Annotated in this window: 17 protein-coding genes; 8 read left to right on the top strand and 9 right to left on the bottom strand. The window is 61.4% G+C overall.

Annotation, left to right across the window (positions count from 1 at the left end):
• Window positions 1-187: 187 nt before the first annotated feature.
• The 3 genes from dusA to ACF8SD_RS16975 all read right to left on the bottom strand — a co-directional run bounded on the left by dusA (window position 188) and on the right by ACF8SD_RS16975 (window position 3,030).
• Window positions 188-1,198: a tRNA dihydrouridine(20/20a) synthase DusA gene (dusA, locus tag ACF8SD_RS16985; RefSeq protein WP_392484804.1), complete on the bottom strand. Its 1,011-nt coding sequence runs from the start codon at window positions 1,196-1,198 to the stop codon at window positions 188-190.
• 960 nt (window positions 1,199-2,158) lie between these two features.
• Window positions 2,159-2,722 (bottom strand): hypothetical protein, encoded by a 564-nt coding sequence (locus ACF8SD_RS16980; RefSeq protein WP_392484803.1) that lies wholly within the window; start codon window positions 2,720-2,722, stop codon window positions 2,159-2,161.
• Window positions 2,719-3,030, bottom strand: coding sequence for a hypothetical protein (locus tag ACF8SD_RS16975; protein WP_392484802.1), 312 nt, complete (start codon window positions 3,028-3,030; stop codon window positions 2,719-2,721). The genes ACF8SD_RS16980 and ACF8SD_RS16975 overlap by 4 nt, the downstream gene beginning before the upstream one ends.
• Before the next feature lie 486 nt (window positions 3,031-3,516).
• On the opposite strand from ACF8SD_RS16975, the gene ACF8SD_RS16970 reads away from it, so the two are divergent.
• The gene (locus tag ACF8SD_RS16970; RefSeq protein ID WP_054911639.1) at window positions 3,517-3,705 is read left to right on the top strand and encodes a DUF1737 domain-containing protein; all 189 of its coding nucleotides are present in this window, start codon (window positions 3,517-3,519) and stop codon (window positions 3,703-3,705) included.
• Between the two features lie 24 nt (window positions 3,706-3,729).
• Here the strand turns inward: ACF8SD_RS16970 and ACF8SD_RS16965 are convergent, their stop codons facing one another.
• The 6 genes from ACF8SD_RS16965 to ACF8SD_RS16940 form a co-directional block, all read right to left on the bottom strand.
• The gene (locus tag ACF8SD_RS16965) at window positions 3,730-4,038 is read right to left on the bottom strand and encodes a chorismate mutase (RefSeq protein ID WP_392484801.1); all 309 of its coding nucleotides are present in this window, start codon (window positions 4,036-4,038) and stop codon (window positions 3,730-3,732) included.
• Between the two features lie 188 nt (window positions 4,039-4,226).
• On the bottom strand, window positions 4,227-4,925 hold the full coding sequence (locus tag ACF8SD_RS16960) for an anti-sigma factor domain-containing protein (RefSeq protein WP_392484800.1): 699 nt from the start codon (window positions 4,923-4,925) through the stop codon (window positions 4,227-4,229).
• Window positions 4,922-5,470, bottom strand: a complete 549-nt coding sequence (locus tag ACF8SD_RS16955) for a sigma-70 family RNA polymerase sigma factor (RefSeq protein ID WP_249414281.1) — start codon at window positions 5,468-5,470, stop codon at window positions 4,922-4,924. Before ACF8SD_RS16955 ends, ACF8SD_RS16960 begins: the two co-directional genes overlap by 4 nt.
• A gap of 103 nt (window positions 5,471-5,573) precedes the next feature.
• Window positions 5,574-6,101 (bottom strand): DUF3455 domain-containing protein, encoded by a 528-nt coding sequence (locus ACF8SD_RS16950; RefSeq protein WP_009686314.1) that lies wholly within the window; start codon window positions 6,099-6,101, stop codon window positions 5,574-5,576.
• Between the two features lie 331 nt (window positions 6,102-6,432).
• The gene (locus ACF8SD_RS16945; protein ID WP_173890347.1) at window positions 6,433-7,953 is read right to left on the bottom strand and encodes an NCS1 family nucleobase:cation symporter-1; all 1,521 of its coding nucleotides are present in this window, start codon (window positions 7,951-7,953) and stop codon (window positions 6,433-6,435) included.
• A 279-nt stretch (window positions 7,954-8,232) separates the two neighbouring features.
• Window positions 8,233-8,937, bottom strand: a complete 705-nt coding sequence (locus ACF8SD_RS16940) for an SDR family oxidoreductase (protein ID WP_392484799.1) — start codon at window positions 8,935-8,937, stop codon at window positions 8,233-8,235.
• A gap of 203 nt (window positions 8,938-9,140) precedes the next feature.
• Here ACF8SD_RS16940 and ACF8SD_RS16935 point away from each other — a divergent pair, with 203 nt between their 5' ends.
• The 7 genes from ACF8SD_RS16935 to ACF8SD_RS16905 all read left to right on the top strand — a co-directional run bounded on the left by ACF8SD_RS16935 (window position 9,141) and on the right by ACF8SD_RS16905 (window position 14,699).
• Window positions 9,141-9,278, top strand: a complete 138-nt coding sequence (locus ACF8SD_RS16935; RefSeq protein ID WP_392484798.1) for a hypothetical protein — start codon at window positions 9,141-9,143, stop codon at window positions 9,276-9,278.
• Complete coding sequence (locus tag ACF8SD_RS16930) at window positions 9,275-10,621, top strand: glutamine synthetase family protein (RefSeq protein ID WP_392484797.1); 1,347 nt, start codon at window positions 9,275-9,277, stop codon at window positions 10,619-10,621. Before ACF8SD_RS16935 ends, ACF8SD_RS16930 begins: the two co-directional genes overlap by 4 nt.
• A gap of 67 nt (window positions 10,622-10,688) precedes the next feature.
• The gene (locus ACF8SD_RS16925; protein ID WP_392484796.1) at window positions 10,689-11,483 is read left to right on the top strand and encodes a gamma-glutamyl-gamma-aminobutyrate hydrolase family protein; all 795 of its coding nucleotides are present in this window, start codon (window positions 10,689-10,691) and stop codon (window positions 11,481-11,483) included.
• 13 nt (window positions 11,484-11,496) lie between these two features.
• A complete protein-coding gene (locus ACF8SD_RS16920; RefSeq protein ID WP_392484795.1) occupies window positions 11,497-12,855 on the top strand; it encodes an aspartate aminotransferase family protein in 1,359 nt (452 codons plus the stop codon).
• A gap of 144 nt (window positions 12,856-12,999) precedes the next feature.
• Window positions 13,000-13,554: a helix-turn-helix domain-containing protein gene (locus ACF8SD_RS16915; RefSeq protein ID WP_173890336.1), complete on the top strand. Its 555-nt coding sequence runs from the start codon at window positions 13,000-13,002 to the stop codon at window positions 13,552-13,554.
• An 83-nt stretch (window positions 13,555-13,637) separates the two neighbouring features.
• Window positions 13,638-14,147 carry a ProQ/FinO family protein gene (locus ACF8SD_RS16910; RefSeq protein ID WP_161892663.1) on the top strand — a complete coding sequence of 170 codons (510 nt, stop codon included), beginning with the start codon at window positions 13,638-13,640 and terminating at the stop codon, window positions 14,145-14,147.
• Between the two features lie 120 nt (window positions 14,148-14,267).
• Window positions 14,268-14,699 carry a GNAT family N-acetyltransferase gene (locus ACF8SD_RS16905; protein ID WP_392484794.1) on the top strand — a complete coding sequence of 144 codons (432 nt, stop codon included), beginning with the start codon at window positions 14,268-14,270 and terminating at the stop codon, window positions 14,697-14,699.
• Window positions 14,700-14,777 lie beyond the last annotated feature (78 nt).

Here is a 14,777-nt window from a genome sequence, read left to right as displayed (position 1 = left end):
TCTGTCCTGTGCAATGACTCGACATTACCCGAGCCCCGACGGCCGCTCAAGGGCCGGTAGGCGCGGGCCTGCCACGAAGGGTGGTGTGAAGATGATATTCGAGTCCGGCGCCACCCCGAGGTTCCGCACACCACCAAACCACCGCGCGCGCTGGCGTCATCTGCTACCGCTGTCGTTACACGGCGCATCAGCGCCCCTGAAGCAGCTCCATTGCCTGGTCGAACACGGCCAGCGGCTGCGCCGCCTTGTGAATGTCCGCCGACAGCAACTGACGGAAGCGCCGGGCGCCCTTGAACCCCTGGGCCAGCCCCAGAATGTGCCGGGTAACATGGTGCATCGCGCCACCACTTTCCATGTGCGCCACGATATACGGCCGTAGCTGCGCCAACGCCTCGCTGCGGCTGATCACGGCAGCTTCGCTGCCGAACAGTTGTTGATCCACTTCCGCCAGCAGGTACGGGTTGTGATAGGCCTCACGCCCCAGCATCACCCCGTCGAAGGTTTGCAGGTGCGCCTGGCACTCGCCGAGGGTTTTGATTCCGCCGTTCAGCACAATCTCCAGGTCCGGGAAGTCGGCCTTCAATTGTGCTGCCACGTCGTAGCGCAGCGGTGGAATCTCGCGGTTTTCCTTCGGCGAAAGCCCTTCCAGAATCGCGATGCGCGCATGCACGGTAAAGCTGCGGCAGCCCGCTTCGCGTACTTGGCCAACGAAGTCGCACAGCTCGGCGTAGCTGTCGCGCCCATTGATGCCGATGCGGTGCTTGACCGTCACCGGGGTGGCTACCGCATCGCGCATGGCCTTCACGCAATCGGCCACCAGCGCCGGGTGGGCCATCAGGCAGGCACCGATCATGTTGTTCTGCACCCGGTCGCTCGGGCAGCCGACGTTGAGGTTGACCTCGTCGTAGCCGGCTTGTTCGGCAAGGCGGGCACAGGCCGCCAGGTCGGCAGGCACGCTGCCGCCCAGCTGCAGGGCCAGCGGATGCTCGGAAACGTCATGGCGCAGGAAACGGTCGGCGTCGTTGTGCAGCAGGGCGCCGGTGGTGACCATTTCGGTGTAGAGCAAGGTTTGCTTGGACAGCAGGCGCAGGAAGAAGCGGCAATGGCGGTCTGTCCAGTCCATCATCGGTGCAACAGAAAACCTCCTGACTACCGTATCGCCTAAGGTTCCGGGGTTTTCTGCTTGTTTCTGGGGCATTTCTCTATCTCTGGTTGTTGCTGCTTTATTCCGGTTCTTGCTGGTTTTGCTACTGCAGTTGCTACAATGTAGCAACTCCAACCAGCCGTGTAGCAAATCATCGGAACCATCACGCAGCGCAAGCGCAAGGGCGGGTCATCGGGCTTCACCGCCCGAAAGGCAGTTTATCAGGAAAGCCGAGTTTTCGATCGAAAGGTGAAGGCGTAGGCCTTGAGCCACGCATGGAGCCAAGCTATTCAAATCCGGTGCTAACGCGAAGACAAACCTCAAGCGTTGGTGAACGCGCGACTTATTCGAAATAACGGGTGCAACCCAACGATAATGTCTCGATCAACCGCGCCGATCTGGACCGCGTCGCGTACAGCCACTCAATTGGTAGGATCTGAGTGAAGGGCTGCAGGATCGGGAACCCGACAATCTTCACTATCATGAATTATGCCATGGAGCCTGATCAGCTTTCTGGAAATGGATTGGGATGTAAGGATGGTTTCCAGAGTGGGCATCCCTCGTGATCGCAATTCACTGTGGCGGAGCTTTACACGGGTAAGGTCGTGTAGTCGCAACTGATTTGTCCAGGTGAGCACCAGCAGGTGTCGGTCCATTCGCGTGACTTCTGTTTGGGAGAATTGGTATGACCAACACACTGCGAGGAAGTGAGCGATGCCCAAATAGCGTAGAGTCGCCTGCTTGACAGGGTGCCAACGCTGATTTGCGGCTTTCATGCCTTCAAGGCGCCGCAACCCCTGCCACCCGCGGTTGTAACGAAGGGTGCGATAGGTAACCAGCACCGGAGGCCTGTTACATGAAGTCAAACGGGGCCAACTACATCCAGCGCTTGCTGAGCGTATTGTTGCTATCGCTGATAAAGGCGGTCGTGGGCTAATTTCATGAGGGCTTGCCAGGCTCGCCCAGCAAAACGACAGGGCCTAAAAAGCCCAGCATTGCGCTGGGCTTATTAAACTATGCAAAGTTGCGCCGCTCGTAAATTTCGTCAATCTCATTTCCGGCCACCTTGATAATGGCCATGCCATTTCTGACACTTTCTGGAAACCACTGAATTTTCAGAATCTTATGTTTTGCAGCGTAATAAGCTAGCCGCGTTAAGCTGCTATGCGATAAAACCATTTCCATGTAGGCCGAATAATACTCCTGAACCGTTAAGGCGACTTCATCGATCTCCAGTTCTTTGGATTTCAGGATACTTTCAGCTTCGCCTTGTGCCTTTTTTAATGCCTCGTCAAAGCTGGCTTTCTTGTTGTTGCTGAGAAATAAGAAGGCTTTGTAAGCTTGATCAAGACCAATGTTGGGGGCGAATTGGAGTAGCATATTTATACGTTTGTAGTAGTACTTGAACAGTGCTGACTCTTCATTGAGAAGGTCTTTTGATACCAATAAGACAAGGTTGTCTCTAACTGCGTAAAGGCGATAAGTCGCCTTCATTCGTCTGAGTCGGTTCATGATGATTGCGAAAATTATGGAAATCACCAATCCTAGTGATATGAAAATCAAGAAGATCTCGATCATGCTGACTTTCTCCCTTTTGACGAAATTCTACGTCTCAGCAGCTGAGCTTCCAGCTCCGTTTTAACTAAACACAATCTGTCGATTTCATCCTGTTTTAGCTGCTGGGCGTATCCACACGCCAGTATTCCCAAGTTGCTAACCAGCGCAAACAAGGTAACAGTGCATGCCCACACAAAGGGCTCCACCACGGGGTTGCTACCTGTCAGCTTCTCCATGATGTAGCCCATACTGGCGATGAGCGAACAATAGAAGCCGAAGGCTGCTACCACAGTCTTGACAGAAGCATGCTTGGTGATAAATCGCATCATTGCGAGAACGGCCGCCTTCCTGCGCGAAAAAATTGCCGCATCCTACCTTGATGGCTAAACGGCATCAAGGTACACCCAGTCCGTCCGTCGTCCATCGATGAGTCATTTGCTTACTACCAAGCCTAGACTTAAGGGTAACCTAGCATCAAATAGTTCCCGCCGATAGTGACTATCTGAGGGGCTCCCTTGACAAACCCACGTGTACCTGGCCTAGCAGCCGTAGATTTTTTGTTACTGGAGATAAAAAGGTGAGCGGCGAGGGCGCGAACATCCAGTCGTCGCCCTCCCAACCCGCTGGCGTCTCCAGCCGGTCTCGGCCGTGATCGCTGCAAGTAGCCAAGCCCTGTTAACCCGCATACAGTAGAACGCTGATGATTGATGCAACAGGGACCGAACCAATCCGGTCCTTGGTACTCACCGGTGTGTTTCGGGTAGCAGCAGGATCAACAACCACAACGCGCCCCGCGTGAACCAAGGAAGAAAGCGATGAGCCAACCACCCAATGATCTGCCCATCTACCGCGTGCTGACCGGCCCCGACAACGCCGCCTTCTGCCGGCGGGTCAGCGAGGCCTTGGAAATGGGGTACCAGTTACATGGCGCACCTGCCGTCACCTTCAATGGCAGCGATGTGATCGTGGCGCAGGCCGTGCTCTGGCCTCGAACCGGTGACTGATCATCGGCCGCCTTGCATGCCTTTTCAAGACGCCGAAGGTATAGTGGCCAGCTTCGCGTGGGTGGTCAGTTCTTCATTGATGAAGGCAGCGATCATCGCCCGGTAAACCTGCTCCACCACCTCGGCTGAAGCGCCGGTTTGCTCCGCCATTTCGCGAACCTTCGTTATCACCTGCTCGACCCGCGCAGGCGCCCGCACGTCATCGGTCGTCTTTTTGAAGGCGGCCGCTTGCGTCACGAGTCGGCCACGTTGGGCGAGAAGCGAAACCAGGCTGCGGTCAATTGCATCGATCCCTTGGCGGACTTCTTCCAGTGAGGTGCAACGTACTTCCATTTGCGCGACTTCCTTTTCATGAGACTGCGGTTGGTTGGGGGTATCACTTGCGCTTACCCGGGCCGGCCAGCGCTGCCGGCTACGGCAATTGAGCAAGGGCCATCATTAAACTAGCTACGGCCCATGATTCCCAGGCTTTCTGTGGCGTACGCCCGTCTCTGTTTCTCCCCGGCCGGCACGCAAACGGGTCAAATCACTTTCACCGCCCGGCCTATGAACTTGACCGGCCCCGTTGGCAGGCCGGTAGGCGAGCCGCCGGCTTTCTCCAGTGTCAGCTCGAACAACTGGTCGGCTTCCAGCGGTGGCAGGCTCTGCAGGGGGACCCGGTAGGGTTCGCCGGGTTTGACCAGGCCCAGGGATACTGGCGCCCCCCACTGCGGACCCTTGGTCCAGAACTGCAAGGCCATGCCTTCAGGGAGCGCATCCTTGCCGAGCGGGAGAAGCTCGATGGTGCGGCTGTCGCTGGTCTGCACCACCCAACCCGGGGCCTGGCTGCTCGGTGCCACCAGCACCACCACGAATTGCGTCGCGGGTGGGGGCGTTGTCAGCAAGGTGAACGCCAGCACTACACTGGCCGCCAACCCGGCGGCCGTGGTTGCTTGCCACAGGCCCAGGCGTTGCCACCACTTGGCTCGCCGCTCGCTGGCCGGGGGCGCCAGCTCGTTCAGGCTGCGCTGAATACGGCCCCACAGGCGCAGGCTCGGTGGCTGCGGCGCGGCCAGCGCGGCCAGTTCCAGCAGCCGCGACTCCCAGGCATCCACTGCGGCGCGCAGGGCTGAGTCGGTACGCAGGCGCTCAGCCACTGCCGTGTGTTGCTCCGGCGGCAAGGTGCCCAATACGAACTCGCCGGCGAGGGTGTCCAGCGCTTCGTCAGTCTCCGGCTTCATTCCAGGCACTCCCGCAGTGCTTTCAGGCTGCGCTTGATCCAAGCCTTGACGGTGCCAAGGGGGGCGCCCAGCAGAGTGGCGATTTCGGCGTGGCTGCAGCCGTCCACGTAAGCATGCAGGATGCAGTGCTGCGGGCCGGGCTGCAATTGTTCGAGGCAACGGTAAATCTTTGCCGAGCCTGACCACAGGGCCAGGTCATCCAGCCTGCCCGGCAAGGTGGGCACGGCAGCCATGTCGGCATCGTCCAGCACAGTTTCGCGCCGGGTATCGCGTATCGAATTCAATGCCAGATGGCGTGTGATGCTGTAGATCCAGCCGCGGGCCGAGCCGCGCGCGGGATCGTAGCTGGCAGCGCCAGTCCAGATGCGAATGAACGCATCGTGGACGATGTCTTCGGCCGTGGCGTTGTCACGCGCGATACGCCGGGCTACGCCCAGCAGGCGTGGCCCTTCGTGATCGTACAGCGCTTGCAGGGCTCGCCGGTCACCCTGTGCGCAGGCCTCCAGGCACTGGTGGAAGTCGAATGGGGTGACAGGCGAATTCAAGGTGTACGGCTTCCTTGTGTCTGGCGAGGTACCCCGGCCATCCAGCCGGGGGCTTGCCATCGAGCTTAGATCATCCGCTGCTGGATGTTGGCGCCGGCGCGCGTTACCTGGCTGTCCAGAACACATAGTCGGCCTGGTACTGGACGACCTGCCTGGCCCCCTTGTTCTGGGCCGTGCAGTCGCTGGTAGGGGCCACGCCGCCGCGGGTGGCCAGGCGCTGGATGTAGCTGACGCCTTGCATGGCGCCTTTACCTTCGGCCGGGTTGGCCTTGACCAGTTGATAAGGAATGGCGCCTTTGTCTGCCGGGGCCAGCGCCAACTGGTTGCCGGTGACTTTCGAGCCATCCTTCGCTTGCCAGGTGGCGGGAGGACCAAAGTAGTCGCCCACTTGTTTGCCGCTACGGTCATTGAGCACGGCCTTGGGCCCAACGAAGGTCCATTCGGTCTGGCCGGCCGCATCGGCTTTGTCGCGGCACTCATAGGTGATCTCGCCGACCCCGACGGTCTCCAGCATAACGCGATGCCCCTCGGGCACCTGGACGGCAGTGGGCACGGCGGTTTGCGCGTGGGCGGTCTGCAGCGCCAGGGCAAGGCTGCAGGCGAGCAGGCAAGCGGAGTAGGTATGGCTCATGGGTAATGCTCCTGACAGGTCATTTGGCTGGGCGGTCATGGTCCACCCATCAGCAATACCCACCACGGGGCCTATTGGATGCACGGGGACAAAAAAATAGTTGCCTGCAAATGGCCGGCCGGCAGCGGGCAACCAAAGCTTGGGAGTAGGGTGGTGTCGTTTGGCGCGGTTACGCGGGTGGCCCTGCGGGTCAGGCGGGTCGTGGGGCATGCGCGCCGGGAAGGTGCCAGGGGGCCGCGCAGTGGAGGTGCAGACCTCTTTACACGCATGCATCCGTGCGGGCTAAGGGCCAGCATCACTGGCCCTCATCAGTCGGCTGATCGTGCCCCGGTCAGTGATGCGCGCTATCCACCGCAATGCTCTCGCCGCTCACCGCGAGGTAGCTGGCGTTGCGGTTGGCGAGGGCGTAGTGGATCAGCCCACCCAGGCCGGCGCCGAAGAACCAGGAGAACTGCGACAAGGTGTCGAAGGCTGGCACCAGCGCCAGCACGATGGCGATCAGTGCCGCCGGCACGAATGCCGCGACGGCACGCAGGTTGACCCCGCCGCTGTAGTGGTAGGCCGCCTGCCTGCTTTCGCTGTAGAGCTGCGGCAGATTCACCCGGCTGCGGCGTACCAGGTAGTAGTCGGTAACGATGATGCCGTACAGCGGGCCGAGCAGGGCGCCCAGGCCACCGAGGAAGTACACGATCACTGAGGGGCTGTTGTAGAGGTGCCAGGGCAGGATCACGACCGCAATGGCAGCACTGAGCAAGCCTGCGCGGCGGAAGTTCAGCAGGTTGGGTGCCAGGTTGGTCAGCACGTAGGCCGGGGCGACGAAGTTGGCCATGATGTTCACTGCCACGGTCACGATCAGGAAAGCCAGGCAAGCCAATACCAGGCCGGCGGTGTTGGGGATGGCCGCAACGATTTCGGTCGGGCTCTGCACCAGCTTGCCATCGATGCTGAACTGCGCACCGGCCAGTACCACTGCAATCAGGGCAAAACCAAGCATGTTCACCGGCAGGCCCCAGAAGTTGCCTACGCTGATGGTGCGCCGGTCCGGGCAATTGCGGGTGAAGTCACAGAAGTTGAGGATCATGGTGCCGTACAGCGAGACCCACAGCGCAGCCGCGCCGAGCACCTTCAGCCACATGGCCGAACCGGTAGGGGCGTTGCCGCTGGACCAGGCGATCGACAAGCCGCTGCGCCAGTACATCCAGCCGGCCAGGCTGGCGAAGGCGACCAGAATGATCGGCCCGGCCAACGACTCGAAGCGGCGCACCATTTCCATACCGTAGGCGAAGATCGCCACCTGCACGCACCAGATGCCGAGGAAGGTGACCCAGCCCAGGCTCGACAGCCCGAGGATGCTGTTCTGGTCGTAGGCCTTGAGGTCTGGGGCGATGGCGGTGAGCAATACACGCAGCACCACCGAAGCCAGGTAGGTCTGGATGCCGAACCAGGCAATGGCGATCACCGCGCGGATCAGTGCCGGAACCTGGGCGCCATGGATGCCGAAGCTGATCCGGCACATGACCGGGTAGGGCAGGCCGGTTTTCTGACCCATGTAGCCGGACAGGTTCATCAGGCCGTAGATCACCAAGGCACCGAGGGCGAAGGCGGCCAGAATCTGCGCCCCGCTCATGCCCAGGGCGAACAACCCGATGGCGAACGAGTAGTTGGCCATGTTGTGCACGTCATTGGTCCACAGCGCGAACAGGCTGTAGCGACCCCAGGTGCGCTTGGCGGCACGGGTCGGGGCCAGGTCGGCACTGTACAGGCGCGGGCTCAATGTGACCTGGCCGGCGTCGGCCGTGGCGGTGGGGCATGCATCAAGCTGGCTAACATCGGAACGCGAAATCGACGCCATCGGGACTCCATGATGGTTGTGTACTTTTGTTTTTGGATTTGTATACAAACAAGATTCGTACCAATCGATCAGGCGCAGGTAGTTGCAAGGGGTTCGTGGTGGATCGCCAACGCCTGCCTAGCGGGCGAGTACATGAGTTGGGAATTTTGTGCACATTTCAGGTGCGCAGTTGTTACCTCGTGCGCCAGCGCGAAGCGCTTGCCTGGTGGCCGCCCCGGTGTGGAGCAGTTGGTTACTCGACCACCAGCAAGTGAGCAAGCGCTTGTCTCGTCAGCTGTCTCAGACGCTACGCGTCAGGCCGCCATCGACCTTGATGTTCTGCCCGGTTATGTAAGCAGCACCCTCGCTGGCAAGAAACGCGATGGTGGCGGCAATTTCTTCGCAGGTGCCGTAACGTTTGAGCGGTACGCTGTCGCGGCGTTGCTCGGTGGCCGGCAAGCTGTCTATCCAGCCCGGCAGCACGTTGTTGATGCGCACGTTATCGGCGGCGTAGGTGTCGGCGAAGATCTTGCTGAAGGCCGCCAGCCCCGAGCGGAACACCGCAGAAGTGGGGAACAAGTCGCTCGGCTCGAAGGCCCAGGCGGTAGAGATGTTGATGATCACGCCACCCTTTTGCCGCTGCATGTGGGGCGTCACCAGGCGTGTCGGGCGAATGACATTGAGCAGGTAAGTGTCCATGCCTTTGTGCCAGTCCTCGTCGCTGATCTCCAGGATAGGCGCACGTGGGCCGTGCCCCGCGCTATTGACCAGCACATCGATGCGGCCCCATTTGCCGACCACAGCGTCTACCAGGCGCTGCAGGTCTTCAACGGATTGGTTGCTACCAGTGACGCCGATGCCGCCAAGCTCGGCCGCCAGGGCCTCGCCCTTGCCCGATGAAGAAAGAATGCCCACGTTAAAACCATCCGCGGCCAGGCGCCGGGCAGCGGCGGCACCCATGCCGCTGCCACCGGCCGTGATAATCGCAACTTTGTCTACTGTCATGCTGCCTCCCAGGTTGGCGTTCATTTGATTGCGTAAGTGCTTCCACCATAACAGCGCCATCGCGTGGCAAGGGAGACAGTCAAGCTTCTCATAGCCAGTAGTTCAGCTACTGGCTTGTTGCGCTTTGCTGGGCCCAACTCGCGCAGACGCAGACCGGCGGCACGAGATGATCTTGACGCGTGAAATTTTTAATGTATTTTTTCATGAAAAATATCTACGAAAATTTCACGAGCGCCCAGGCTATTGAAGGCGTGCCAGAGGTTGAAGCCCTTGCAAACGCGGCGGCATTCAAGGGCGAGTCTTCACTTGAGTTGGTTCACCTCACAAGGACAAGAACATGAGTGCCCCCTCTGCGGATTTGCTGCTTGAAGTGCGTGCGTTTCGGGCGCAGCACCCGGCCATACGTTATGTCGACTTGATTGCGCTGGACATTCCCGGGCATTTCTACGGCAAGCGCTACCCCATCGACATGCTGGAAAAGGTTGCAGCTGGTGCACCGCTGAAGCTGCCGCAGAACTGCGTGCTGCTGGGTACCCAGGGCGGTCTTTACCCGATAGGTGACTACTGCTTTGCCGACGGTGACCCGGATGCCGTACGGCGGCTGGTGCCAGGTACGCTGAAGCCGGTGCGCTGGGAAAAAGAACCAAGCGCCCAGATGCTGATCACTTCCGACGGCACCGCCAAACCGATCGAGTTCGAGCCACGGGAAGTGCTGGCCCGCGTGCTGCAGCGCCTGGCCAGGCGTGGCATACGCCCGGTGGTGGCGTTCGAACTGGAGTTCTACCTGTTCGATCGCGCGCTGGACAACGGCTTGCCCCGTTACCCGCGTGACCCTGCCACCGGCGACGCAGACGACCAGCCGAACATGCACATCGAGCGCCTCTCGCGTTTTTCCTCGGTGCTGCATGAAATGGTCGACGGCGCCAATGAGCAAGGCGTGCCGGCGAACGTGATCACTGCCGAACTGGGCCCAGGCCAGTTCGAGATCAACTTCTCGCACAGCGACGATGCCCTTGCCGCGGCAGACTGGTCGGCACTGTTCTGCCGCAGTACCCGGGGCATTGCGCTGAAGCACGGTTACCGTGCCAGCTTCATGAGCAAGCCTTACCTGGATGCGCCGGGCAGCGGCATGCACGTGCATGTCAGCCTATACGACAACGCCGGCGACAACCTGCTTGCCGCTGCCGAACAGCGCAAGCTGCGCCATGCGGTGGCGGGGTGCCTTGAGCTGCTGCCGCACTGTATGCCGATTTTTGCCCCCAACCACAACGCCTACCGCCGTTACGGTGCCATGGTCAACGCTGCGAGCAAGGCTAGCTGGGGGTTCGAGGACCGTGATGCGTGCATTCGCATCCCCGAGTCCGACACGCGCAACCTGCGCATCGAGCACCGCCTGGCAGGCGCAGATGCCAACCCTTACCTGGTGCTGGCGGCCATTCTCACCGGTATGGAGTACGGCCTGGAGCGGGGCGTCGAGCCCATCGCCCCGCTGAACGACGACCGCCAGAGCGGCATCGACTTCCCCAAGGATCCGCTCAGCGGCCTGGCCGCGATGCGTCATCACCCGGTGCTGGAGCAAGGTCTGGGCAGCGAGTTCGTGATGGTCTATTGCGAAAACAAGTACCAGGAGCAACTGGACTTCATGCGTCACATCGATGCCCGCGAGTATCGCTGGTTCCTGTAGCGCCTGCAGTTCGCCCCCATCCCTTGCCAACCTAAACCACGCGCAATTCCCATTGCCGGAGGACGCTATGCCACGTGTGCCCGTGATCGGCATCACCGCTTGCACCACCATGAGCGGGCAGCATGCCACCCAGACCATTGCCGAGAAGTATGCACGTGCGGCAGCCAAGGCTGCGTGCGGCCTGCCCATCGTGATACCCAGCCTGGGCGAGCTGCTCGACAGCGCCGACATCCTTGAGGTGGTGGACGGGCTGATCTTTACCGGTTCGCCGTCCAATATCGAGCCGTTTCACTACCACGGCGCGGCCAGTGCCGAGGGCACCCAACACGACCGGCTGCGGGACGCCACCACATTACCGCTGATGCGCGCGGCGATCGCTGCCGGCGTGCCGGTGCTGGGCATCTGCCGTGGTTTTCAGGAAATGAACGTGGCGCTGGGCGGCACCCTGCACCAGAACGTGCATGAGGCTGGCGCATTCATGGACCACCGCGAAGGCGCGGGCGAGCCAATTGCCAAGCAATACGGCCCGCGCCACACCATGCATGTGCAACCAGGCGGTTTGCTCGAACGCCTGGGCTTGCCGGCAGTGTTCGAGGTCAACTCCATCCACGGCCAGGGCATCGATGTGCTGGCGCCGGGGTTGAGGGTGGAGGCATTGGCGCCCGACGGCCTGGTGGAGGCGATCTCGCTGGACAACGGCCAGGGCTTCAGCCTGGCCGTGCAATGGCACCCCGAGTACCAGGTCATGGACAACCCGCAGTACCTGACCCTTTTCCAGGCGTTCGGCGCGGCTTGCCGCCAGCGCTGGCTGCTGCGCCAGAACCGCAAGCAACCCACCGCGCAGCGCGCCTGCGCGACCTGATGGAGTGAAGACAATGAGTGCACAGAATTCGCAGACCCAGGCTTGGCAAGCGCTTAGCCGCGACCACCACCTGGCGCCGTTCAGCGATGCTAAACAGTTGGCCGAGAAAGGCCCGCGCATCATCACCCAGGCCAAGGGCGTATACCTGTGGGATAGCGAGGGCAACAAGATCCTCGATGCCATGGCTGGCCTGTGGTGCGTGGCGGTCGGCTATGGCCGCGATGAGCTGGCGGAGGTCGCCAGCCAGCAAATGAAGCAGCTGCCGTACTACAACCTGTTCTTCCAGACCGCGCACCCACCGGCGCTGGAGCTGGCCAAGGCGATCGCCGACCTGGCCCCGCCAGGCATGAACCATGTGTTCTTCACCGGCTCCGGTTCCGAAGGCAATGACACCGTGCTGCGCATGGTGCGCCACTACTGGGCGCTGAAAGGCCAGCCCGACAAGAAGGTGATCATCGGCCGCATCAACGGCTACCACGGCTCTACCGTGGCAGGCGCTGCCCTGGGGGGCATGAGCGGCATGCACCAGCAGGGCGGGGTGATCCCGGATATCGTGCATATCCCGCAGCCGTACTGGTTCGGCGAGGGCGGCGACATGACCGAGGCCGACTTCGGTGTGTGGGCCGCCGAGCAGCTGGAGCGCAAGATTCTGGAGGTGGGCGAAAACAACGTCGCAGCCTTCATCGCCGAGCCGATCCAGGGTGCCGGGGGCGTGATCATTGCGCCGGACACTTATTGGCCGAAGGTCAAGCAGATCCTTGCCAAGTACGACATCCTGTTCGTGGCCGATGAAGTGATCTGCGGCTTTGGCCGTACCGGGCAGTGGTTCGGTACTGACTACTATGACCTCGAGCCCGACCTGATGACCATCGCCAAGGGCTTGACTTCGGGCTACATCCCGATGGGCGGCGTGATCGTGCGTGACGAGGTGGCGCGGGTCGTCAGCGAAGGTGGCGACTTCAACCACGGCTTTACCTATTCCGGCCACCCTGTGGCCGCGGCGGTGGCGCTTGAGAACCTGCGCATCCTGCGCGACGAGCAGATCATCACGCAGGTGCAGGAACAGACTGCGCCATACCTGCAGCAGCGCCTGCGTGAGCTGGCCGACCACCCGTTGGTCGGTGAGGTGCGTGGCCTGGGCATGCTGGGCGCGATCGAGTTGGTAAAAGACAAGGCCAGCCGCACCCGCTACCCAGGCAAAGGCGTGGGGATGATCTGCCGCCAGCACTGCTTCGACAACGGCCTGATCATGCGCGCGGTGGGCGACACCATGATCATCGCGCCGCCTTTGGTGATCAGCCTTGCCGAGATCGACGAGCTGGTGGCAAAGGCGCGCAAATGCCTCGACCTCACGTATGAGGCTGTTCGCTGAGCGGCAGGTAGCCTCAGCGGGGCTGCAAAGCGGCCCCGGTTTGCCTGGCTGGCACGCAGCAAGGCCTGGAAGCATTTTGCTTTGCTGGTTGAATCCTGTACTTTTCAGGGCATTGTTTTTCCGTCCGAACGTCGCGATTCAACTATGAAAGTGCACGAAGAAATCGAAGGCCTGGCAGTACTGATTCGCGACCTGCGTAAGTTCAAGGGCCTGACCCTTGGCGAGCTGGCCCAGCGTATCGGCCGCTCGGTGGGGTTCCTGTCCCAGGTCGAGCGCGGTGTTTCGCGCCCGACCGTCGCCGACTTGACGGCCATCAGCGAAGAGCTCGGTGTGTCGACTGCCTACTTCTACAAGCTGGCCAAGCCCCGCGAGCTCGACTGGGTCACCCGCCCGCACGAGCGCCGCACCTTGCACCTGGCCGGTGGCATCACCGATGTGCTGGCATCCCCCAGCATCAGTGGCGCATTCTCCATGCTCGACAGCCACCTTGAACCTGGGGCGAGCAGTGGCGAGGAGTACCTGAACGACAGCTCGGAGCAGGGGTGTTTCGTGCTCGAAGGCGAATTGACCGTGTGGCTCGACGGCGGTGAGCCCGTTACCCTGCGCGCCAATGACAGTTTCCAGCTGCAGCCACATGCCAGCTTTCGTTATGCCAACCTGACCGGCAAACCAACGCGGGTGCTGTGGGTGTTCAGCTGATGGAAAGATGACCTGCAAACACTGGGGTGGCTGCATGGGTTATCCTTGCAGCCCGCAATCAACCACAAGCAGTGAATTGAACGATGGGTTTTGAACAACTAGCAGAGCTACGCGACCGCCTGCGGGCGGAGAAACAGCAGGTAAAGGCCGAAAGCGCGAAACAGCCAAAGCGCAAGCCGTCCCCGCAGGCGAAGCCGCGCGAACAGGATCCGGCGGTCGCTGCGATCTGGCCTTTGCAGAAGCATTTTCCCCTGGCCTTCCCGGTCAACCCGGCCCCCAAGGTGCCGCTCAAGGAAGGCATCTTCAAGGATGCCGAGCAACACCTGGAGCTGCTCGGCCTGACCCGTGAACAGCTGAAGCTGGGTATTTCCACTTGGTGCCGCGGCGCCCGGTACTGGGCCAGCATGGTCGAAAATGCACCGCGCCTGGACCTCAGCGGCCAAGCCGCGGGTACCGTGACTGCTGCACAGGCACTGCATGCCAAGCAGCAGGCTGCGCGGCACCGCAGCCAGGAACGCCGTAACCGGGCGAAGGCCAAGGCACAGGCTGCAGCCCCTGCCGCCGAGCCTGCTGCCGAGCAGCCTGAGGCCTGACCCAGCAGCCCCTCGCCAACCTGGCGAACCTACTGATCACCTCCGTGCATCGGTGCCTGGGACTGCCCTGCTGGCCAGCCCCGGGCACAACGTCAACCGCGACCGCGAGCGTTGATTGACATGTGCCTGCAACTGATTCCTGCCACCACCAGTCACTGCACCTTCGCCCGCGACCTGACTCGTCGCGCCATGCTGCCTTATTACGGCCAATACGGCCTGCTATGGGTGGAAGACGCCTTCGACCAGGCCTGGGGCTGGCGCGAACAGTGGCTGGTGGCAGATGGCCCCGCGGTGCTGGGTTACTGCAGCCTCAGCCAGGACCGCCAGGCCCTGTTCATCCGCGAGTTGCATTTGCTCCCCGAGCACCGCGGGCGCGGTGTTGGCAGTTGGGTGCTGGAGCAGTTGGCACTGTGGGCCAGGCAGCGGCAGTTGCCGCTGCTCAGGCTGATGGTGTTTCGCAGCAATCCGGCACGCCGCCTTTACCAGCGCCATGCGTTTATCGAGATGGGCGAAGACGATTGCTTCGTGCGTATGCAGCGCGCTATCGAGTGATCGTCAGGCGCTGGCGTGTCCAGCGCGAACGGCGTAGGCATCAAGGATCCATATCGATGATCAGCTGGCGCGTTGCCC

The organism is Pseudomonas sp. CJQ_9, from assembly GCF_043106615.1.
In the GTDB taxonomy this organism is placed as follows: Bacteria; Pseudomonadota; Gammaproteobacteria; order Pseudomonadales; family Pseudomonadaceae; genus Aquipseudomonas; species Aquipseudomonas juntendi.
The sequence above is the reverse complement of the archived record's forward strand: the minus strand, read 5'-3'. Positions and strand labels throughout refer to the sequence as shown.